The following is an 18,588-nucleotide window of genomic DNA, read 5'->3' as shown; positions in this document are numbered from 1 at the left end:
CCTTAATTATTTAAGACCGGCGGCATCACGTAAAATGTCTGCCATATCGGTTTTTTCCCAGCTGAACCCGGCATCTTCACGACCGAAGTGGCCGTAGGCGGCAGTGGGTTGGTAAATGGGTTTGATCAAATCCAGCATTTTCAGCAGGCCGACCGGGCGCAGATCAAAGTGTTCGCGGACCAGCAATTCCAGTCTTTCCTGCGAAATTTTGCCGGTACCGAAGGTTTCCACACTGATTGAGGTCGGCTCGGCGACACCGATGGCATAAGACACCTGGATTTCGCAGCGGTCGGCGAGACCGGCGGCAACGATGTTTTTGGCCACATAACGGCCGGCATAGGCAGCACTGCGATCGACTTTGGACGGGTCCTTGCCGGAGAAAGCACCGCCACCATGACGGGCCATACCGCCATAAGTATCGACAATGATTTTACGGCCGGTCAGACCTGCATCGCCCACCGGACCGCCAATGATGAACTGGCCGGTCGGGTTGATGTGGATCTTGGTTTTCGGCGTCAGCCAATCGGCCGGCAGCACCGGTTTGATGATGTGTTCCATCACCGCTTCCTGCAGATCGGTTTGGCTGATATCCGGGCTGTGCTGGGTTGAGAGCACGACGGCATCGATGCCGACCGGCTTGCCGTTATCGTAGGCAAAGGTGACCTGGCTTTTCGCATCAGGACGCAACCAGCCCAGTTCGCCGGATTTACGGATATGTGCCTGTCTTTTCACCAGACGGTGGGCATAGGTGATGGGGGCGGGCATCAACACATCGGTTTCATTGCTGGCATAGCCAAACATCAGGCCCTGGTCACCGGCACCCTGGTTTTCCTCGGTTTCACGATCCACGCCCATGGCGATATCGGAGGATTGTTTGCCAATCAGGGACATCACGGCACAGGTCTGGCCGTCAAAGCCGACATCAGAGCTGTCATAGCCGATATCGGTGATGGTTTTACGCACCACGTCTTCCAGATCGACCCAGGCCGAGGTGGTGATTTCACCGGCAATAATCGCGGCACCGGTTTTGATCAGGGTTTCGCAGGCAACCCGTGCCTTGGGATCCTGACGCAGGATCTCGTCCAGAATGGCGTCAGATATCTGATCAGCGACTTTATCCGGATGACCTTCTGATACGGATTCAGAAGTGAAAAGATAGTTACTACTCATAGCCAGCTTTCCTCATTACATTTCAGGCAAGGTAATGATAGTGACAAGCGTAGGGTGGGACAGTGCTCATTACTACCAGTTACCTGTTAATAATGAACGCCGTTAATGAAAATAACGTGGGATAAGCCTAGCAGGGGAGGCCCTGTTGCAGCGTTCCTTATCCGAAGTGGGACATATTAATCGAAACAGCGAATTTTTCAAGCCTGAGACATCTGCAGAATCAGACATTTACAGTTGTAACTGCTGTCCGTTTGCTTTTAACCATGCCCGGTGTTGTGTGAAGTTTGGATCAAATTGTCCAACCAGTTGCCAGAAAGCCGGGGAATGATTGTGCTGCTCGAGGTGGCACAGCTCGTGAATAATCACGTAATCAATAATCGCCGTTGGTGCCATCACAAGTTTCCAGTTGAGCTGTACTTTACCGCTGATGGTGCAACTGCCCCAGCGTGCCTTGTAGGTTTTGACTTCCACTGATGCCGGCCGCAGTCCACTCGATTCAGCCAGTGCATTGCAGCGGCGGATGAGATAATCCGCGGCCTGTTGCTTGTACCAGTCTGTGACCAGCTTCTGTAATGCGGCTTGAGAAGGCGTTTTCTGGCGCGTGGTAATGAATAACGTATCACCATCGCGGTAGATTCGGTTTTTACCCTGACCCGGACTGATATCTAATGTCAGCAGGTCTCCCAGAGACGGCAGCGTTTCGCCGTCCCGGTAAAGCCGATCTTCGATGGGTGGATTCTGTGCCAGCTTGGCTTTGATCCAGTGTTGTTTTTGCTCAACAAAACGCTCGGCATGATGCAAAGCGAGCCTGGCCGGCATACGCACTTTCACCGTGCCATTGCCTACCGCCAGCGCCATGGTTTTGCGCCTTTTGCTGCGTATGATCTCGACCTTAAAGCCGTCACTCTGGATAACGTTCATGTTTTTTATTGTGGCGATCGGCAAGATTTTTCGCCAGCGATTTGAGATAATAGACTGTTTTAAAAACCAATATTTGAATGAGCTCAGCCGTGAATTTGCAACAAGCCCGACGCCTGTCTGTAGCACCGATGATGGACTGGACCGACCGTGACTGTCGTTATCTGTTGCGACTGATCTCGCGCGAGTGCCTGCTGTACACCGAAATGGTCACCACCGGTGCGCTGATCCACGGTGACCGTGAGCGGTTTCTGGCCCACGATGCGTTTGAATATCCGCTGGCCTTGCAACTGGGCGGCAGTGAGCCGGATGAAATGGCTCAGTGCGCCATCATGGGCGAGGATGCCGGCTACCAGGAAATCAACATCAACGTTGGCTGCCCCAGTGACCGTGTACAGTCCGGCCGTTTCGGCGCCTGCCTGATGGCGGAACCCGAGCTGGTGGCTGAGAGCGTGGCGGCGATGCAGAACAAGGTCGGCATTCCGGTCACCGTCAAAACCCGCTTAGGGATTGATGACAAGGACAGTTACGAGTTTCTGACCGACTTTCTCGACAAGGTGTCAGCAGCCGGTTGCGAGATTTTTATTCTGCATGCCCGCAATGCCTGGCTGAAAGGCCTGAGTCCCAAGGAAAACCGTGACATTCCGCCGCTCAACTATGAGCGCGTCTATCAAGTCAAAAAAGATTACCCGCATCTGCATATCGATATTAACGGCGGTATCAAGGAGCTTGATGAAGCCACTGACCACCTGCAGCATGTTGATGGTGTGATGATGGGACGAGCGGCTTACCACAACCCTTATCTGCTGGCCGAGGCGGATAAGACAATTTTCGGCAAACACGAGCCGGCATTGTCACGCCGGGAAGTGATCGAGACCATGCTGCCCTATATCGAAAAACGCATGAGCGAGGGACGGCCATTGAAATCCATCACCCGCCACCTGCTGGGCGTGTTCCAGGGCGTGCCCGGTGCCCGCCGCTGGCGTCGGCACCTCAGTGAAAATGCCCATTTACCCGGAGCGGGCATTCATACGCTCAAAGAAGCGCTGGCGCTGGTTGATTAATTGGATTTTAACCACAGAGGCACAGAGGGCACAGAGAAAACAATAATGTTAGCTGGTTGCCTCGCATCCACGGGGTAACCTCGCCATAGCTTCCACCGCCGTCAGCATCTCTGACAGGCAAAAAATCTCTGTGAACTCTGTGCCTCTGTGGTTTAAGTCAGTTCCTGAGCCCGGTTCCTTTATTGAGTAAATACAGGGCATAAGCCGTTAATGCGGCGATAAACAGCAGAATAATCCCGAACGCAAACACCACCGGAATATCCGACACGCCCAGCATGCCGAAACGGAAAGCGTTCACCATATAGAGGATAGGGTTCAGCATCGACACGTTCTGCCAGAAGTCAGGCAGCAGGCTGATGGAGTAGAACACGCCGCCCAGGTAGGTCAGCGGGGTCAGGATGAAGGTCGGAATGATCGCGATTTCATCAAAACTGCGGGCATAAACCGCATTAATAAAACCGCCGATGGCAAACAATACAGCGCTCAATATCACCATGCTGATGGTGATAAAAATATGTTCTATCGGCAGATGGGTGAAAAACAGCGATACCAGCGTCACGATAACACCGACACACAGGCCCCGCGCCGTGCCTCCAGCGACATACCCGGCCAGGATCAGGTAATTGGGAATCGGTGAGACGATCAGTTCTTCAATATGGTTCTGGAATTTGGCGCTGAAAAACGAAGAGGCCACATTGGAATAAGCATTATTGATTACCGACATCATGATAATGCCGGGCACGATATATTCCATGTAGCTGAAGCCGCCCATTTCGCCGATACGGCTGCCAATCAGGTTGCCGAAAATAATGAAATACAGCGTCATGGTGATGGCCGGTGGCAGAATCGTCTGCGGCCAGATTCGGAAAAAGCGCCTGACTTCGCGGGTGACCAGCGTGGAAAAGGCGACCCAATGGCGTTGTTGACGGCTCCGGTTCATGCGCTTTGCTCCGAGGTTTCAACCAGGTTCAAGAACAGTTCCTCCAGTCGATTGACTTTGTTTTTCATACTGACGATTTCAACGCCGTGGTTGCTGAGCAGTTCAAATACGCTGTTGAGCGACTCGCCGCGGCTGATCTCGATTTCAATCGTGGTGTCATCGATACGCTCATAAGCGAGGCCATCGAGATTGACGTTGTCCATCAGCGGATATTTCAAATCGAGAACAAAGGCTTCCTTATCCAGGCGGTTGAGCAGCGATTTCATATCGGTGTTCTCGATAATCTCGCCCTTGTCGATGATCGCAATATTGCGGCAAAGGCTCTCGGCTTCTTCCAGGTAGTGGGTGGTCAGGATAATCGTGGTGCCGGCAGCATTGATCTGACGCAGGAATACCCACATGGAACGGCGCAACTCGATATCGACGCCGGCGGTGGGTTCGTCAAGGATCAGCAGCTTGGGATTATGCACCAGAGCACGGGCAATCATCAGCCGGCGTTTCATACCGCCAGACAATGAGCGTGACGGGGTATGGCGCTTTTCCCACAGCCCCAGTTGCTTGAGCAGTTCATCAGCGCGTGGTTCTGCCTCGGCAGCGGGCATGCCATAATAACCAGCTTGAGTGATGAGGATATGTTTGACCTGTTCAAAACCGTTGAAGTTGAACTCCTGCGGCACCAGGCCAATATAGCCCTTGGCGGTCTCCGGATCGTCATCCAGATCGGTATCGAACACCTTGACGGTGCCTGAGGTTTTGGTGATGAGAGAGGTAATCACACCAATGGTGGTGGATTTACCGGCACCGTTGGGACCCAGCAGAGCAAAGAAGTCCCCCTGTTTGACATCCAGGCTCACCTGTTTCAGTGCCTGCAGGCCATTGCGGTAGGTCTTGCTCAGGTTGTTGATGGATAAGGCTTTCACAGCTCCTCGCTTCGGGCTCAATAAAGGACGCTAGCGTACCATGTCCGGGCCTGTTATGAGAATTTGGAAATAACCATGAATACGATCAAAGCCCCTGAAACCGAAGCAGAATTACTCGCGCGCTGTCAGCTTTTGGCAGGGAGAACGCTGGGCCAGGTGGCTTCTGATATGGGGCAGACAGTGCCGGAGAATCTGCAGCGGCATAAAGGCTGGGTGGGGCAGTTACTGGAGGCCTATCTGGGCGCCGATGCCGGCAACCAGGCCGAGCCGGACTTTACCGATCTTGCGATCGAACTGAAAACATTGCCACTCAATGCCCGTGGTGAGCCGAAAGAATCCACTTATGTGTGCACGGTATCGTTGACTGAATCCGGTAGCCTGCAATGGCAGGATAGCTGGGTTCGGCGCAAGCTGTCGCGGGTACTCTGGTTACCGGTGGAAGCCGATGCCGCCATTCCGCTGGCCGATCGCTATGTCGGGCTGGGCTGGATCTGGCAGCCTGATGCCGAGCAGGAGAGACAGTTGCAGCAGGACTGGGAAGAGTTAATGGACCGCGTGGTATTGGGAGAGCAGGCGGAAATCTCTGCCCGGGAGGGCGAGTATCTGCAAATCCGTCCCAAGGCTGCCCACAGCCGGATCATGGCCAAGTCATTGAGTGACGAGGGGGAGTCCAGCCTGATTAACCCCAAGGGCTTTTACCTGCGCAGCAGCTTCACCCGTCATTTACTCGCGACGCAGTTCAAATAATGGTAACGTTTCCTGATAAGTAAATGGACAAGCAGCAGGTAAGCACAGCATGTTAAACGCGCTGGTGGTAGACAGCTCCAATTATTTTTGCGAGCAGCTAAAGGAATTACTGACCGCAGCCGGATTTGAAGTCGAGATGGCTTTTACCGGCTCTGATGGTTTGGACAAGGCAGCCCAGACCCGCTATCGCCTGGTGTGTTGTGCTGATAATCTGAAAGACTACGCCAGCAGTGAATTCAGCAGCCAGCTACGTGCACTCAGCGGCTATGAGTTCGCCACCCTGCTGGTGCTAACCGAGCAGGATAATTCCAAGCTACTCAAACAGGCCTTGCTGGCCGGTGCCACCGATATTTTCAGCAAAAATGATCTGCTCGAGATGGAAACCTATCTTGATCGACTGAGTCAGCGTGAAACACGTCAACTGGCTGGCCGCGTGTTGTTCATTGAAGACTCCCGGGTGTTACAGACCATCGTCATTGACCTGCTCACCGATATGGGACTGGATGTCGATGCCTATAACTACGCAGAAAGTGCCTGGGAGGCGTTCCAGGGCGGTGATTATGATCTGGTGATTACCGATATTATGCTGGAAGGTATCATGAGCGGCATCACCCTGGTACGCAAGATCCGCCGCGCTTACGGAGAATATGGCAACGTTCCTATCATTGCGACCTCCGGCTTTGACAATATGTCGCGCAAGATCGAATTATTTCATTTGGGCGTCAACGACTATGTTTCCAAGCCTATCGTGCGGGAAGAGCTGCGCCAGCGTGTCTTCAACCATGTCACCAGCTATCAGACGCTGAGAGAACTGAGAACCCAGCAGAAATCGCTCTACAGTCTGGCGATGCTGGATGAGACTTCAGGTCTGTTCAATCGTCACGCTTTACGAGAATTTGCCGGCAAGTATTTCAGCGAAGCTTATCGTTTTGATCGTCCTCTAACGCTGGCGGTGATGGACATTGATCATATGAAGCAGATCAATGAAGAGCATGGTTTCCAGATCGGGGACAGCTTGTTGGCAGAGCTGGGTGCCTGGCTGAAACGGCATCTGCGTGATGTCGATATGATTGCCCGCTGGGCCGGTGATGAGCTGGTCTTTATTCTGCCTGACTGTGATCTGGCTGATGCCAACGGCCTGATGGACCGGATGCTGGAAAGACTGCGTAAACTCAAGCCGGCAGGGATCCCCATTTCGGTCAGTGTGGGCATTGCTGAACTCGACCGCGACAATTACCGCTACGATAATCTCAACAGCCTGTTTGAACGCGCCGATAAGGCCATGTACCAGGCCAAGATGGCTGGCAGAGACTGCATTATCAGCTATCAGGAAGAAAAAGAGTCGGTCTAGTCGCCGCCGTAAAGCTTCTGGAATTCCAGGCACTGCGCCCGATCCAGCATGAATATGCCATGACCGCCCAAATCCAGGTCGAGCCAGGTAAAGGCCATCTCCGGCCATTTTTCGTCCACCGCCAGATCGCTGTTGCCCACCTCGACAAACAATAAACCGTCATGGCTGAGGTAATCGGCTGCCCGGAGCAGGATTTTTTCAACAAGGGCCAGGCCATTATCTTCCGCTTCCAGTGCCGAGGCCGGTTCATGCCGGTATTCATCCGGCAGTAAAGCCATCTCATCAGCGCCGACATAAGGCGGGTTACTGACAATCAAATCATATTGCTGCTTGGGCTCCAGCGCCTGCCAGCAGTCTGATGCGAGGGTGCTGACCTGGTTCTCCAGATTATGCATTTTGATATTGATATCAGCGACTGCCAAAGCATCCTCACTGATATCAACGGCATCGACTTTGGCGTCAAAGGCCAACGCCAGCGCAATGGCAATACAGCCACTACCGGTGCATAAGTCCAGCACCTTATGCACTTTTTCCGGCTGTGGCAGCCAGGGCTGAAACTGGCTGTCTATCAACTCGGCAAAGGGCGAGCGGGGAATCAAGACCCGCTCATCTACAAAAAACGGCAGACCGGCAAACCAGGCTTCATTTGTCAGGTAGGGTAGGGGAATACGCTGCTCAATGCGCTTGCGGATCAAATCGAGCAGGCAAGTTTTCTCATCTTTGCTGAGGCGCGCATCAAGAAATACGTCAGGCAACTCGGTAACGGGAAGATGAAGGCTGCTCAGCACCAACTGCGAGGCTTCATTAAACGCATCCTCATTGCCGTGGCCATAAAACAATCCCGCTTCAATGAAGCGGGATGTGGTCCAGCGCAGAAAGTCGCGCAGGGTCTTGAGTTCGGTTTGCGCGGCGGCGAAATCGGTCATGGGCTGTGTGTGATATCAACAAAGTGACCGGCGATCGCTGCTGCTGCGGCCATCGCAGGGCTGACCAGGTGGGTTCGGCCTCCCTGACCCTGACGACCTTCAAAGTTGCGGTTAGAGGTCGAAGCACAGTGCTCGCCGGCCTCCAGTCGATCCGCATTCATCGCCAGACACATGGAGCAACCGGGTTCACGCCATTCAAAACCGGCTTCAATAAAGACCTTGTCGAGGCCTTCCTGCTCGGCCTGTTGTTTGACCAGGCCGGAACCGGGCACCACCATCGCCTGCTTTACACTGGCCGAGACTTTGCCACCTTTGATAGCCGCGGCGGCCTCCCGTAGATCTTCAATCCGCGAGTTGGTGCAGGAACCAATAAACACACGATCCAGCTGAATATCAGTAATAGCCTGGTTGGCATTGAGGCCCATATATTTGAGTGCCTTTTGCATGCCATTGCGTTTTACCGTATCGGACTCGGCAACCGGATCCGGCACGCTGGCAGTGACCGGTACTACCATTTCCGGTGAGGTGCCCCAGGTCACCTGCGGTTTAATATCTTCAGCTTTCAGCACCACGACTTTATCGAAGTGTGCGCCGTCATCAGAATGCAGTTCTTGCCAGGCAGCTACGGCTTTGTCCCAGTTCTCACCCTGTGGTGCGAATGGTCGCTGGCCCAGGTAATCAATCGTGGTGTTATCGACGGCAATCATACCGGCGCGGGCGCCAGCTTCAATGGTCATATTACAGACTGTCATTCGGCCTTCCATGCTCAAAGCCTGAATGGCTTCGCCGGCAAATTCGATAGCATAGCCAGTGCCGCCGGCAGTACCGATTTCACCGATAATGGCGAGCACAATATCTTTGGCGGTGATACCAGGATTGACCTGACCTTCCACCCGCACCTGCATATTTTTGGATTTACGCTGAATCAGGCATTGGGTTGCCATCACATGTTCGACTTCAGAGGTGCCGATACCGAATGCCAGTGCACCGAACGCACCATGTGTCGAAGTGTGCGAGTCACCACAGACCACGGTCATACCGGGCAGGGTTGCGCCCTGTTCAGGGCCAACCACATGCACGATACCCTGACGTACGTCTTCCAGCCCAAACTCGGTAATGCCGAATTCATGGCAGTTTTTATCCAGGGTTTCTACCTGCAGACGTGAGACCGGATCAGCGATGCCTTTGTCACGGTCAGAGGTCGGGACATTGTGATCGGGGGTTGCCAGGATCGAGTTCAGCCGGTGCGGCAGGCGATGCGCCAGGCGCAGGCCCTCAAAAGCCTGTGGCGAGGTCACCTCATGAACCAGGTGGCGATCGATATAAAGCAAAGCCGTGCCGTCGTCATCCGTGCGGACAACGTGCTGTTCCCAGAGTTTGTCGTATAGCGTTTTGGCTGACATAAATCTTAAAAACCGAAAAATAATGATTTGTTGTTAACAGTTCATTATACCGTGTTGGCTTATGAAGCTCTATGCAAAAAAACTTAACTGACGCGCCGGAACCGCCCGGGCCGCTCAGTGAAAAATGAAGTAGCCTGTCAATCAGCGGACGAAACAAAAACGACAGACACAAAAAAACGGGCAATCCGAAGATTGCCCGTTTTTTGTCTTAAGCTAAGGAACAGTGGTTATTCCATATTAGCGTGTCTGTAACGCATATCTTCCTCAGCAATATCTTTCTCATGAATGAGATATGAGATCGTTGCTTCCAGGAACATCAGCGTCGACAATTCAAACATGGTACCCATTGGCAGACCTTTGGTTTTCGCAAAGCTGTCATCGTTACCAATTTGAATAGTCTGGTCTGCAATATCACCAATCGTGGATTGTGATTTAGAGCAGATCAGCACGACGTTCGCGCCTTCAGACTTGGCTTTATTGGCAAATGAAACAAGCTGGGTTGTTTCACCAGAGCCGGAGATAACGATCAGCAGATCGCCCTCACGGATGCTTGGTGTCGCAACTTCACCTTGAACATAGGTTTCATAACCACTATGCATCAATCTCATGCCTAAGAAGTTACCTACCAGCCTGGAGCGACCCGCACCTGTAATGAAGATACGTTTGGCTGAATCACACATGGAAACCAGTGTGGCTTCAAGTGATTCATCAGTCGCGCCGAGGATATCGGTGATTTTATTTAAGAGTAGATCTCGATGCATTATAAAATTCCTCTCGCTTAGGCTGCGTCAACCAGTGCACGCAGTTCTTTAGCAGAGTCTGCTGGAGAAGGCGCACCGTAGATAGCAGCACCAACAACAACGATTGCTGCACCAGCTTGTACACAGCTTTGGATGGTGTCTTTGTTGATACCACCGGCAACAGAAACTTTAACGTCCATACCCAGACCAGTGATGGTTTTCAGGTCTTCGAATGGAGTTTGGCCAGCTGCTTGTGCGTCCAGACCAGTGTGAACACCGATGATGTGTGCACCGTTTTGAGCTGCTTCTTTAGCAACGGCAGTTTTATCTTCAACACCGATCAGGTCGATTTGAGCTTCTGCGTTGTTAGCGTTGGCTGCTTTGATAACGCCTTTGATGGTCGCCATATCAGAAGCACCCAGAACGGTAGTGATGTCACCACCCGCTTCGAAGAAAGGAGAGGCTTCGTATTCACCCGCATCCATAGTTTTCAGGTCAACCAGGATCTTCTTGTCTGGGTGAGCCGCTTTCAGGGCTTTAACCAGTTTCAGACCGTTGTACTTGATGCATGGTGTACCAATTTCCAGGATATCGACGTAAGGCGCGACTTGCTCAGCCAGTGCCATAGTTGCGTCGAAGTCCAGTGAGTCGAGTGCCATTTGGATTTCAGCCATGTTACATACTCCTAAGTGTAGTAAAAATGATTGTTCACGCTTCTCTCTGTGAGCGAAGCGGGACTATAGATAGAAAACGGCCACAAGTCAATGTAGCCGTTTTCATTTGCATTCCGGCCCGCTCACAGCGGAGCGGGCTGAATACGTTCGAAAGCTGTGCTTGAATTAAGCGACGCTTTCCAGGCTTGCCAGACGATCAGCAAGCAATTCTTCCAATGTTTCCAGCGCTTTGGCAAAACCGTCGATACCTTCGCTCAGTTTTTCCTGTGCCATTGGGTTCTCGGCATGCATTTTCTCGAAAGTATCTTTGTCCATCGAGATTTTTTCGATGTCAGACTTGGCAGAGATTTCCGGAGACAGTTTACGTTCCAGTGTGCCTTCGCTGTTTTGCAGCTCTTCCAGCAGCTTAGGTGAAATGGTCAGCAGGTCAACGCCGGCCAGTTCGGTGATTTCACCCATGTTACGGAAGCTAGCGCCCATGACTTCGGTGTTGTATCCGAACTTCTTATAATACTCGTAAACAGCAGTCACTGACAGTACACCCGGATCTTCATGTGATTCGTAAGAGTCACGACCGGTGTCTTTCTTGTACCAGTCCAGGATACGACCTACGAATGGAGAAATCAGGGTAATGCCGTTTTCCGCACAAGCGATGGCTTGGTGCAGACCGAACAGCAGAGTCAGGTTACAGTGGATGCCTTCTTTTTCCAGAACGGCAGCGGCCTGAATACCTTCCCAGGTTGAAGCGATTTTGATCAGGATGCGGTTACGATCCACACCGGCCGCTTCGTATTGGGCGATCAGGTCACGACCCTTAGCGATGGTCGCTTCAGTGTCGTATGACAGACGTGCGTCAACTTCAGTAGAAACGCGGCCTGGAATGATGTCTAGGATTTTCAGACCGAAAGACACAGCCAGACGATCAAAAGCCAGCGAAACAACTTCAGATGCCGGTGCATCTGAACCCAGGCTTTCACGCGCTGCTTCCAGAGTATCGTCAACGATACCTTGATACTGAGGCATCTGCGCGGCGGCAGTAATCAGTGATGGATTAGTTGTCGCATCGCGCGGGGTGTATTTCTTGATTGCTTCAATATCACCGGTATCAGCAACAACAACGGTCATTTCCTTAAGCTGATCAAGTAAATTTGCCATGTTATGTACCTTTAGTTTGCAAAAATAAAAATGCCAATCGCTTATTAAAAGCAGACTGAACAATTGAATGTCGGGACACGAAAAGTCGGGCTAACCGCCTAAAAGCGGCCACGTATCACCGGGATGGGGTTAAAGGCTGATTAGCCTTTATTTTGAATGTAACGTTCAACACCCGTCATTGGTTTCGATTGAGACTGGCTACGAACATACTGTTCTACACCAGTTACAGGCGTGTTACTGCTAACCTGATTTCTGATGTACTGTTCTACACCGGTCAACTGGGCGCCACCCTGTGCCTGGTTTCTGATGTAACGTTCAACACCCGTCAGGCCATCATTGGCAGCGGCTGGTTTGTTGTCAGCAGCCGGGCTTGAAGAGAACAGGCCTTTAAAAAAGCCACAAATCGAAGCAAGTAAACCTTTATTTTCATTCATGATTATACCCCTGTTACATTTTTAACCCCATCTGCCCAACATAACGAGGTTGGTGCAACGGGTAAATTACTATTTTCGTTTTTATGTGGCAAGCCAGAAGCTTAATTCCGATGACGCCTGGTCAATCTGCCCCGGGGTGTTGCCACTGCATGTCATGCTTCAGTCCGCCTGTTTGACAACAGGTTCTTGTATGACTGGCACCAACACATTAACCCATTTGGAATGATTAAACACTGAAGTAGCAATGAAAAAAAACGAGCGGCCAATGGCCACTCGTCTTTTCTTTGCTCAGTGCAAATTGGGTTTCCGCTTAGGCTGCGTCAACCAGTGCACGCAGTTCTTTAGCAGATTCTGCAGGTGAGTCAGCACCATAGATTGCTGCACCCACAACAACGATGGTTGCGCCAGCGCGAACGGTGTCTTGGATGGTGTCTTTGTTGAGACCACCGGCAACAGAGATACGAACACCCAAGTTCAGACCAGCGATTTCTTGCAGGTCAGCGAAAGGTGTTTGACCGGCTGCTTGTGCGTCCAGACCAGTGTGAACACCGATGATTTGCGCACCGTTGCGAGCTGCTTCAGTCGCAACTGCTTTTTTGTCTTTAACGCTGATCAGGTCGATCTGCGCTTCTGAGTTGTTAGCATTGGCAGCTTTGATGACGCCGCCCATGGTCGCTTTATCAGATACACCCAGAACAGTACAAATGTCAGCACCTGCTTCATAGAATGGGGTCGCTTCGTATTCGCCAGCGTCCATTGTTTTCAGGTCAACCAGAACCAGGTTGTTAGGGAATTTGTTTTTCAGTGCAGTAACAATTTCCAGACCGTTGTACTTGATGCAAGGGGTACCCACTTCCAGGATGTCAACGTAAGGGGCAACTTGCTCAGCAAGTGCGATAGTTTGATCGAAATCCAGTGAATCCAGTGCCATTTGAATAAGTGCTTTTGCCATGCTGACATGCTCCTAATTTGGTTGCAGTTTATAGGTTATACGTTAAAAAATACGCTCGCAGACTATAAAGCAGTTTAATCGAAAATGTCAATTTTTGCCCTGAATCAGAGCGTTTCGGGGTTTTTACCGACAGCGCGCAGTGATTTGTATGCCTGAATACTCACACAGTTTGCAGCAGGCAACAATGCTAGACATGCTGATTTGAAGTATGCGACGCTTTGCTTCCCAATTAATGCAATCAGAGGGCAGGTTTTGACGACAAACGAAACAGTGGCTTTGAACAACATCGGCGGCCTTATTATCGATATGGACGGGGTGCTTTGGCACGGCAAACAACCGCTGCCCGGACTGCAGGCTTTTTTTGAGCTGCTCAGAGCCAAGCAACTGCCCTTTATTCTGGCGACTAACAACGCCAGCCTGACCCAACAACAATATATAGAGAAACTGGCCGATATGGGCGTGACGGTCAGTGCCGAAGAAGTGCTGACATCCAGCATGGCGACGGCCACCTATCTAAAGGATAGGCAGCCGGCCGATAAAAAACGTGTGTTTGTTATCGGTGAAGACGGGCTTAAACAGCCGCTGGAACAAGCCGGGTTCGAATTGACCAGTCTCTATCAGGTCAATCAGCCTGATAAAGGTATTACCGGTGAAGGCGCAGATATCGTGGTTTCCGGGCTTGATCGCACCTTGAGCTGGGACAAACTGGCGACGGCCACCCTTAATATCCGCGCCGGTGCAGCCTTTTATGCCACCAATGCCGATACCACTCTGCCTACCGAACTGGGCGAAGTGATCGGGAACGGCGGCACACTGGCGGCGCTGGAAGCCGCCACCGGTATCAAGCCTACTTGTATCGGCAAGCCTGAGCCCATTCTGTATCAGCAGGCTTTGAAGATTCTGGGCACTGAAGAAGACAACACCATTGCGATTGGCGACCGCCTGAATACCGATATTCTGGGAGCGGTCAATGCCGGTATACGCAGCATTATGGTACTCACCGGCGTGTCATCAGAAGCCGATATCAAAGACGTAGACTATCAGCCAACCTGGGTGATGCAGGATCTGGAAAACGTTACCCAGGCTTTGCAGCAAGCTTTATAAGAACGGGAGAGAATAATGAAAAAGATGATCAACGGCGTTGAAAGTGTATTGGAAGAGAGTCTGAAAGGCTTTGCCAAGGCACATAAAGATATTATTACCCTCAATCACCAGCCTCACTTTGTGACTCGCAACATAGCTGCAGACTCACCTAAAGTTGCCTTGATCTCCGGCGGTGGCTCAGGCCATGAACCGCTGCATACCGGTCTGGTAGGCAGAGGCATGCTGGACGCCGCCTGTCCCGGACAGATCTTCACCTCTCCTACACCCGACCAGATGATGATGGCAGCCCAGCAGGCTGAAAACGGCGCCGGTGTGTTGTTTATCGTCAAGAATTACGCCGGTGATGTGATGAATTTTGAAATCGCTGCAGAAATGCTCGACTGCCCGCATGATACGGTCCTGGTTAGCGACGATGTGTCTCTCCCCAAAGACCACTCAACCGGTCGTCGCGGTGTGGCAGGTACGCTGATTGTAGAAAAAATTGTCGGCGCCGCTGCCGAGGCCGGGGCTGATCTGGCTAGCTGTAAAGCCCTGGGTGACAAAGTTGCCAATGCCACCGCTTCAATGGGCGTGGCTTTGAGCAGTTGCACCGTGCCGGCTTTGGGTAAACCGACTTTTGATATTGGTGAAAACGAAGTGGAAATGGGAGTGGGTATTCACGGTGAGCGTGGTCGTGAACCGATGGATCTGAGTAGTGCCAGTGACATGGTGGATCACCTGGTTGCTGCGATAGATAAAGAACTGTTTCCGGGCAAAGGCGAAAAAATCCTGCTGCATGTGAATGGCTTTGGTGCGACGCCCCTGATGGAGCTTTACCTGGTGTATGACCTGGCTTCTCAATACTTCAGCGAACGCGGCGTTGAGGTGGAACGCTCTTTGGTAGGCAATTTCACCACCTCATTAGATATGGCTGGATGTTCTGTCACCGTGACCAAGCTGGATCAGGAAATGATTCAGTACTGGGATGCGCCGGTTCATACCGCTGCACTTCGCTGGGGATATTGATATTAACCACAGAAGCACAGAGAGCACAGAGAAAAATTAGGCAGGATCATGAACTTGTAACCTCAAGGAGGAGGTATGAGCAATTCGATAACGCGTTCGATTATTGGCACAGCGATTGATGTGCGCAGGGAGCTAGGGCCGGGCCTTTTGGAGGCCGTATACGAAGAATGCCTTATTGAGGAGTTAAGGCAAAGAGGGCTGGCCTTAGACAGTCAGCATCCACTCCCTATCGTCTACAAAGGCAAACGACTCAATTCATTTTACCGTTGTGACTTACTGGTTGAGAGCACTGTCATCATTGAATTGAAAACAGTGGATGCCATAATCGCGGTTCATAAAGCGCAGTTACTCAGCTATCTGAAATTAGCCAAACTAAGATATGGTCTTTTGCTCAACTTCAATGTGTCAGTAATGCGACAGGGCATTGTCAGAATGCTCAATAACTAACTTAAGACTCTGTGTCCTCTGTGCCTCTGTGGTTATATTTATTCGGTTTCCTGAAGCACCTCAGCCACTGCACAAATCATTAATTGGCTGGTGCGTGCCCCGGCATCGATATGGCCGCGTGCCCGTTCGCCTAGAAACGAAGCCCGGCCCTTGGTTGCCAGCATGTCCTTCGTCGACAACATACCGTCGTAAGCCGCTTTTTTGAGGGCATCCAACTGAGCAGGCAAGTCGCTAGCGTTGTTCTGTTCCAGACTCTCTACTGCCGGGATTAAGGTATCCAGCATGGTTTTTTCACCGAGATCGGCTTTACCCCGTGCTTTCACCGACTCAACACCAGCCCGGAAAGCAGCGGCAAAACTTTCTTTATTCACTTCAGTCTCTTTGGCTTTTTTACCCATCGCCATAAACAGGCTGCCATAGAGAGAACCGGAAGCCCCGCCCATCGTCGACATCAGCGTCATCCCGATTTTCATCAGCGCTGCTGACCAGTTCATTTCACTTAACTCAGCGGACTGCTCCTGCAAAGCCGCCAAGCCACGTTGTAAATTGGTCACATGGTCACCATCGCCAATCGCCTGATCCAGTGCCGTGACTTCCTCGGCATTGGCTTCAATGTCTTGACTGATGGCTTCCAGGAAGGCGGGAATGGATTGGGGGCTGATACTCATGATGTGTCCTTGTGCAGATCGTTTAGCAGATTATAAAGCCTTGGCTTGTGGGATCAAATGAACCACAGAGGCACAGAGTGCACAGAGAAAAGAAACTTCCCAGTGATAATGATGGCAGTTGGATATCTCAAGCGAGTCGAATATTTTCTTCCTTGGATAAGGTTATATAAAAAGCGAGGATCGCCAGTCAGAAGAGGGTGTTCGCCAATGACAAGCCTCAGTCGTTCAGCCCAAAGAATCTCCGTGACCTCTGTGCCTCTGTGGTTATTGAAATTTCAAAAAAAAAGCCCCAACCCGAAGGTTGAGGCTTTTTATTTTCTTCAGCATCAACCCGAAGGTTGTTGCTTAAGTGTTTAAGTACTCTATTAGAAGAATACGAAACCACCGATAGCGAAGATATCTTGGTCGAATGCATCTTCGTTGTCGTCTTCAACGCTGGTGTACTCAGCAATGAGTTTCAGGTTAGCGTTGACGTCGTGGTAAACACCGACAGTCCATTTTTCAATGGTGTCATCAGTTGAAGCGTTGTCATCTTCAAGCTCTGCGTAGTTTGCAGATACCAGAGTGGTACCAGCAAAACGGTAACCGGCTTGAACGATGTATTGGCTCCACTCTGCTTCAGAAGCTGGAGTAGCAGCAGTTACTGCTGGAACGCCACCAGTGATAGTCAGAGAAGCTGCAACAGGGTCAATTGAATCTTCTGCGTCAGAGTACTGAGCCATAAATTCAAAACCGCCCAGTGCCAAGGTACCACCGACAGTCCAGTAGCGAGCATCTTCAGGCAGGTCGTCGTTGTTCTGGAATGCACCACTGACCCAACCCATGTAAGAACCGCCGTCGAATGAACCAGCGTAAGACAGGTCTGCTTCATAACGCAGATCGTCCTGGTCACGACCGCCAGTAATAACTGGGCCGGTTGGTTTGGTGTTCAGAGAAGTTGCACCACTGGTTGGGTCAACAATAGCGAAAGCCGCTTTGAAGCCGTTCATGTCAGGAGTGGTGTAACGGATTTGTGAACGCCATGAAGCGTAGTCATAACCCAGACCGATACCACCCAGAGTGGTTTGCAGGTTGCCACCAGTACCGTAACCGACACCGAACAGAGTCTGGTCAGTCAGGATGTTGTGTGAACCATACAGACCCAGTGCTTTACCAGCCAGGATTTGACCAAAAGAACCGTCAACAGTGAAGTAAACTTCACGTTGTTCCAGGCCTGAACCACCGACGCCAGCAGTTGCACCGTAGCTGTCAGTATTGGTTGATGGGCTGAAAGAGATATGCGCTGCGATGTCCAGACCGTTCATGGTTGGTGCAGTCATATCAAAGTTGATGAATGATGGCAGCAGACCATCACGAACTTCAGATGTATCGTTGCCAGTAGCGTCGTTGTCAGTGAACACGGCGAACTGGTTGACAGAGCCGCTAACGCCCAGTGTCCAACCATCTTCGGCCATGACAGTGACAGCTTGTGCCGGAGCGGCAACAGCTGCAGCTGCAGCAACCATTGAGGCTAATGCTAGTTTTTTCATTCTGTTTCACCTTCTATTGTTAACAGATTACTTTAATTTCTCTCGCAACCGGATTGAATCGCGGTTGTTAGCTATTTTGCACAGAAAAAAATGCAATGCAACACTTTTACAACAAAAAATCAGGAAATGACAAAAATTTCACAAATTTGTGTTTTTTTTACCACAAAGGTCATACAGAAAGTGTATCGAACCACAGAGGCACGGAGGGCACAGAGGCGGTTTAGGTTCATCCACAGATTACGCAGATGGACACAGATTAGTGGGAATCATTAATAACTTGGCTTTGACTTGCACGGTCGAGACTTTTACGCCACCGCGTTTTTTTTGGTTGTTTTCACCACATGAAGCAAAAAACGCCTAAAGCAGAGGTGTCTGTATAAGCGCTACAAGCGCTGGGATATGTTTTTATCCGCGAAAATCTGTGCAATCTGCGGATAACCC

19 protein-coding genes and 1 riboswitch are annotated in these 18,588 nt (G+C 51.2%); of the genes, 6 read left to right on the top strand and 13 right to left on the bottom strand.

Going from position 1 to position 18,588, the window contains the following annotated elements; genetic code table 11:
* Positions 1-6: 6 nt before the first annotated feature.
* On the bottom strand, positions 7-1,170 hold the full coding sequence (metK, locus tag Q0X64_RS00965; protein ID WP_297807783.1) for a methionine adenosyltransferase: 1,164 nt from the start codon (positions 1,168-1,170) through the stop codon (positions 7-9).
* An 87-nt stretch (positions 1,171-1,257) separates the two neighbouring features.
* A riboswitch (S-adenosyl-L-homocysteine riboswitch) is annotated at positions 1,258-1,335 on the bottom strand.
* A 63-nt stretch (positions 1,336-1,398) separates the two neighbouring features.
* Positions 1,399-2,091, bottom strand: coding sequence for a SprT family zinc-dependent metalloprotease (locus Q0X64_RS00960; protein WP_297807780.1), 693 nt, complete (start codon positions 2,089-2,091; stop codon positions 1,399-1,401).
* 77 nt (positions 2,092-2,168) lie between these two features.
* Here Q0X64_RS00960 and dusA point away from each other — a divergent pair, with 77 nt between their 5' ends.
* Complete coding sequence (gene dusA / locus Q0X64_RS00955; protein ID WP_297807776.1) at positions 2,169-3,152, top strand: tRNA dihydrouridine(20/20a) synthase DusA; 984 nt, start codon at positions 2,169-2,171, stop codon at positions 3,150-3,152.
* A 157-nt stretch (positions 3,153-3,309) separates the two neighbouring features.
* Here dusA and Q0X64_RS00950 read toward each other — a convergent pair whose 3' ends face one another.
* Both Q0X64_RS00950 and Q0X64_RS00945 read right to left on the bottom strand, forming a co-directional pair.
* The gene (locus tag Q0X64_RS00950; RefSeq protein WP_297807773.1) at positions 3,310-4,092 is read right to left on the bottom strand and encodes an ABC transporter permease; all 783 of its coding nucleotides are present in this window, start codon (positions 4,090-4,092) and stop codon (positions 3,310-3,312) included.
* A complete protein-coding gene (locus Q0X64_RS00945; RefSeq protein WP_297807770.1) occupies positions 4,089-5,012 on the bottom strand; it encodes an ABC transporter ATP-binding protein in 924 nt (307 codons plus the stop codon). The genes Q0X64_RS00950 and Q0X64_RS00945 overlap by 4 nt, the downstream gene beginning before the upstream one ends.
* Before the next feature lie 75 nt (positions 5,013-5,087).
* Here Q0X64_RS00945 and mutH point away from each other — a divergent pair, with 75 nt between their 5' ends.
* Together mutH and Q0X64_RS00935 are read left to right on the top strand one after the other, a co-directional pair.
* Positions 5,088-5,759, top strand: coding sequence for a DNA mismatch repair endonuclease MutH (gene mutH / locus Q0X64_RS00940; RefSeq protein WP_297807768.1), 672 nt, complete (start codon positions 5,088-5,090; stop codon positions 5,757-5,759).
* A gap of 49 nt (positions 5,760-5,808) precedes the next feature.
* Complete coding sequence (locus Q0X64_RS00935; RefSeq protein WP_297807766.1) at positions 5,809-7,110, top strand: diguanylate cyclase; 1,302 nt, start codon at positions 5,809-5,811, stop codon at positions 7,108-7,110.
* Here the strand turns inward: Q0X64_RS00935 and prmB are convergent.
* From prmB to hxlA (Q0X64_RS00900), 7 genes are all read right to left on the bottom strand, one after another.
* A complete protein-coding gene (gene prmB, locus Q0X64_RS00930) occupies positions 7,107-8,036 on the bottom strand; it encodes a 50S ribosomal protein L3 N(5)-glutamine methyltransferase (protein ID WP_297807764.1) in 930 nt (309 codons plus the stop codon). The genes Q0X64_RS00935 and prmB overlap by 4 nt on opposite strands.
* Positions 8,033-9,439 carry a 3-isopropylmalate dehydratase large subunit gene (gene leuC, locus Q0X64_RS00925; RefSeq protein ID WP_297807761.1) on the bottom strand — a complete coding sequence of 469 codons (1,407 nt, stop codon included), beginning with the start codon at positions 9,437-9,439 and terminating at the stop codon, positions 8,033-8,035. Before leuC ends, prmB begins: the two co-directional genes overlap by 4 nt.
* Positions 9,440-9,666: 227 nt before the next feature.
* Complete coding sequence (gene hxlB, locus Q0X64_RS00920; protein WP_297807758.1) at positions 9,667-10,200, bottom strand: 6-phospho-3-hexuloisomerase; 534 nt, start codon at positions 10,198-10,200, stop codon at positions 9,667-9,669.
* Positions 10,201-10,217: 17 nt separating this feature from the next.
* Positions 10,218-10,853, bottom strand: coding sequence for a 3-hexulose-6-phosphate synthase (gene hxlA / locus Q0X64_RS00915; RefSeq protein WP_297807756.1), 636 nt, complete (start codon positions 10,851-10,853; stop codon positions 10,218-10,220).
* A 165-nt stretch (positions 10,854-11,018) separates the two neighbouring features.
* Positions 11,019-12,008, bottom strand: coding sequence for a transaldolase (locus Q0X64_RS00910; protein ID WP_297807753.1), 990 nt, complete (start codon positions 12,006-12,008; stop codon positions 11,019-11,021).
* 140 nt (positions 12,009-12,148) lie between these two features.
* Positions 12,149-12,442 carry a hypothetical protein gene (locus Q0X64_RS00905; protein WP_297807750.1) on the bottom strand — a complete coding sequence of 98 codons (294 nt, stop codon included), beginning with the start codon at positions 12,440-12,442 and terminating at the stop codon, positions 12,149-12,151.
* Positions 12,443-12,752: 310 nt separating this feature from the next.
* On the bottom strand, positions 12,753-13,394 hold the full coding sequence (gene hxlA / locus Q0X64_RS00900) for a 3-hexulose-6-phosphate synthase (protein ID WP_297807747.1): 642 nt from the start codon (positions 13,392-13,394) through the stop codon (positions 12,753-12,755).
* Positions 13,395-13,646: 252 nt separating this feature from the next.
* Between hxlA (Q0X64_RS00900) and Q0X64_RS00895 the strand changes: the two genes are divergently transcribed.
* From Q0X64_RS00895 to Q0X64_RS00885, 3 genes are all read left to right on the top strand, one after another.
* Complete coding sequence (locus Q0X64_RS00895; protein WP_297807746.1) at positions 13,647-14,498, top strand: HAD-IIA family hydrolase; 852 nt, start codon at positions 13,647-13,649, stop codon at positions 14,496-14,498.
* A 15-nt stretch (positions 14,499-14,513) separates the two neighbouring features.
* Entirely contained in the window at positions 14,514-15,503 is a 990-nt protein-coding gene (gene dhaK / locus Q0X64_RS00890; protein ID WP_297807742.1) for a dihydroxyacetone kinase subunit DhaK, read from the top strand.
* A gap of 75 nt (positions 15,504-15,578) precedes the next feature.
* Positions 15,579-15,950 (top strand): GxxExxY protein, encoded by a 372-nt coding sequence (locus tag Q0X64_RS00885; RefSeq protein ID WP_297807739.1) that lies wholly within the window; start codon positions 15,579-15,581, stop codon positions 15,948-15,950.
* A 38-nt stretch (positions 15,951-15,988) separates the two neighbouring features.
* Here Q0X64_RS00885 and dhaL read toward each other — a convergent pair whose 3' ends face one another.
* Both dhaL and Q0X64_RS00875 read right to left on the bottom strand, forming a co-directional pair.
* Entirely contained in the window at positions 15,989-16,618 is a 630-nt protein-coding gene (gene dhaL, locus Q0X64_RS00880; RefSeq protein WP_297807736.1) for a dihydroxyacetone kinase subunit DhaL, read from the bottom strand.
* A gap of 365 nt (positions 16,619-16,983) precedes the next feature.
* Positions 16,984-18,147: a porin gene (locus Q0X64_RS00875; protein ID WP_297807732.1), complete on the bottom strand. Its 1,164-nt coding sequence runs from the start codon at positions 18,145-18,147 to the stop codon at positions 16,984-16,986.
* Positions 18,148-18,588 lie beyond the last annotated feature (441 nt).

Origin of the sequence: uncultured Methylophaga sp. (assembly GCF_947259025.1) — a bacterium.
In the GTDB taxonomy this organism is placed as follows: Bacteria; Pseudomonadota; Gammaproteobacteria; order Nitrosococcales; family Methylophagaceae; genus Methylophaga.
The sequence above is the reverse complement of the archived record's forward strand: the minus strand, read 5'-3'. Positions and strand labels throughout refer to the sequence as shown.

What these genes read in the sequence shown, in the direction of transcription:
- dhaK (WP_297807742.1), top strand. Translation starts at nt 14,514, where the DNA reads ATGAAAAAGATGATCAACGGCGTTGAAAGTGTATTGGAAGAGAGTCTG.
- hxlA (WP_297807747.1), bottom strand. Translation starts at nt 13,394, where the DNA reads ATGGCAAAAGCACTTATTCAAATGGCACTGGATTCACTGGATTTCGAT.
- Q0X64_RS00875 (WP_297807732.1), bottom strand. Translation starts at nt 18,147, where the DNA reads ATGAAAAAACTAGCATTAGCCTCAATGGTTGCTGCAGCTGCAGCTGTT.
- Q0X64_RS00950 (WP_297807773.1), bottom strand. Translation starts at nt 4,092, where the DNA reads ATGAACCGGAGCCGTCAACAACGCCATTGGGTCGCCTTTTCCACGCTG.
- hxlB (WP_297807758.1), bottom strand. Translation starts at nt 10,200, where the DNA reads ATGCATCGAGATCTACTCTTAAATAAAATCACCGATATCCTCGGCGCG.
- Q0X64_RS00935 (WP_297807766.1), top strand. Translation starts at nt 5,809, where the DNA reads ATGTTAAACGCGCTGGTGGTAGACAGCTCCAATTATTTTTGCGAGCAG.
- leuC (WP_297807761.1), bottom strand. Translation starts at nt 9,439, where the DNA reads ATGTCAGCCAAAACGCTATACGACAAACTCTGGGAACAGCACGTTGTC.
- metK (WP_297807783.1), bottom strand. Translation starts at nt 1,170, where the DNA reads ATGAGTAGTAACTATCTTTTCACTTCTGAATCCGTATCAGAAGGTCAT.
- hxlA (WP_297807756.1), bottom strand. Translation starts at nt 10,853, where the DNA reads ATGGCTGAAATCCAAATGGCACTCGACTCACTGGACTTCGACGCAACT.
- Q0X64_RS00910 (WP_297807753.1), bottom strand. Translation starts at nt 12,008, where the DNA reads ATGGCAAATTTACTTGATCAGCTTAAGGAAATGACCGTTGTTGTTGCT.
- Q0X64_RS00885 (WP_297807739.1), top strand. Translation starts at nt 15,579, where the DNA reads ATGAGCAATTCGATAACGCGTTCGATTATTGGCACAGCGATTGATGTG.
- Q0X64_RS00960 (WP_297807780.1), bottom strand. Translation starts at nt 2,091, where the DNA reads ATGAACGTTATCCAGAGTGACGGCTTTAAGGTCGAGATCATACGCAGC.
- dhaL (WP_297807736.1), bottom strand. Translation starts at nt 16,618, where the DNA reads ATGAGTATCAGCCCCCAATCCATTCCCGCCTTCCTGGAAGCCATCAGT.
- prmB (WP_297807764.1), bottom strand. Translation starts at nt 8,036, where the DNA reads ATGACCGATTTCGCCGCCGCGCAAACCGAACTCAAGACCCTGCGCGAC.
- Q0X64_RS00905 (WP_297807750.1), bottom strand. Translation starts at nt 12,442, where the DNA reads ATGAATGAAAATAAAGGTTTACTTGCTTCGATTTGTGGCTTTTTTAAA.
- mutH (WP_297807768.1), top strand. Translation starts at nt 5,088, where the DNA reads ATGAATACGATCAAAGCCCCTGAAACCGAAGCAGAATTACTCGCGCGC.
- dusA (WP_297807776.1), top strand. Translation starts at nt 2,169, where the DNA reads ATGAGCTCAGCCGTGAATTTGCAACAAGCCCGACGCCTGTCTGTAGCA.